General features: G+C 70.7%; 1 protein-coding gene. It reads right to left on the bottom strand.

The window, feature by feature from the left end; all coding sequences use genetic code 11:
* On the bottom strand, positions 1-1,281 hold a 1,281-nt coding region (locus ABZ281_RS49630), incomplete at its 3' end, for an alkaline phosphatase PhoX (protein ID WP_356665455.1).
* Positions 1,282-1,313: the final 32 nt, after the last annotated feature.

Below are 1,313 nucleotides of genomic sequence, written 5' to 3'. Positions count from 1 at the left end.
GGGCTTCGAGGTGCTCGCCCTCGACGTGGTGCGCGAGAAGATCGAGAAGCTGGAGCGCGCCGAGGCCCCGATGTTCTGCCGGTTGCGGGCCATCGCGTAGACCTGGCCGCGCCTGGTGACACCGAAGACGTGCTGGGCGCCGTTGCCGTCCTCGCAGACCATGAGGCCGCCGCTGGGCGCCAGGCAGATGTTGTCCGGTGACTCGCCCGGCAGCTGCACATCGGTGTCCGGGCCGAAGACGATCACCAGGGTGAGCCGGCGGCGCTCCGGGTCGTAGCGCCAGACCTGTCCGAAGTGGTCGGCGGCCGAACCGTCCGACCGGCGCGCGAAGGACGACACGAAGTACACCGAACGGCCGCCCCAATAGCAGCCTTCCAGCTTCTGCGCGTGTGTGATGCCCTTGCGGCCGAAGTCCTGGAACCGGATCGGCGTCTGCGCGGCCTGCGGGTCCGGGACGTCGACCCACTCGATGTGGTCGAACTCGGCGCCGACGTCCTGGATGGACGACAGGTCCGGCACCCCGGGCACGCGCATGGCCTGGAGCCGCCCGCCCGCCCGCAGCGAACCCCTGCCGCCCAGAGGCCGGTCCGGCAGGAAACGGTAGAAGAGGCCGAAGGGCTTCTCGAAGGCGTCCTCGGTCTCGTACACCAGGCCCCGCCGGGGGTCGACGGCGATCGCCTCGTGCGCGAAGCGGCCCATCGCGGTCAGCGGCACGGCCCCGGTGCGGTGCGGGTCGGCCGGGTCGACCTCGAAGATGAAGCCGTGGTCCTTGGTGTAGCCGTTGGTGCCGGCCCTGTCCTCGGTCTCCTCGCAGGTCAGCCAGGTGTGCCAAGGGGTGGGCCCGCCCGCGCAGTTCACGGCCGTGCCGGCGATCGCGACGCGTTCCGACCGCACCCTGTTGCGGGAGTCGAGCGTCAGCGCCGTACAGCCGCCCTTGCCGGCCGGGTCGTAGGTGAGGCCCTCGACGGTGGGGACCGGGACCCTGCCGCCGGCGCGGTTCTCGTGGTTGCGGACCAGGTGGACCCGGCCGCCTCTGCCCGGGAAGGCCGACATGCCGTCGTGGTTGGAGGGCACCTTGCCCTCGCCGGAACGGAGTTCTTCCCCCTCGCGGGAGAGGATCCGGTAGCCGAACCCCTCCGGCAGGTCGAGGACGCCCTTCGGATCGGGAACGAGCGGGCCGTAGCCGGTGCGGCCCATGCCCTGTGCGGCGGCGGTACCGGCGAAGATCAGGGCCAGGATGATCAGAATGAAGATCGCCAGGAACAGGATGGCGATGATGATGCCGAGGACAGCCTTGGTGATGGCGGAAAACC

The organism is Streptomyces sp. NPDC006265 (assembly GCF_040613555.1).
Taxonomy (GTDB): Bacteria; Actinomycetota; Actinomycetes; order Streptomycetales; family Streptomycetaceae; genus Streptomyces.
Note: the sequence above shows the minus strand (reverse complement) of the source record. Positions and strands in the feature narration are given on the sequence as shown.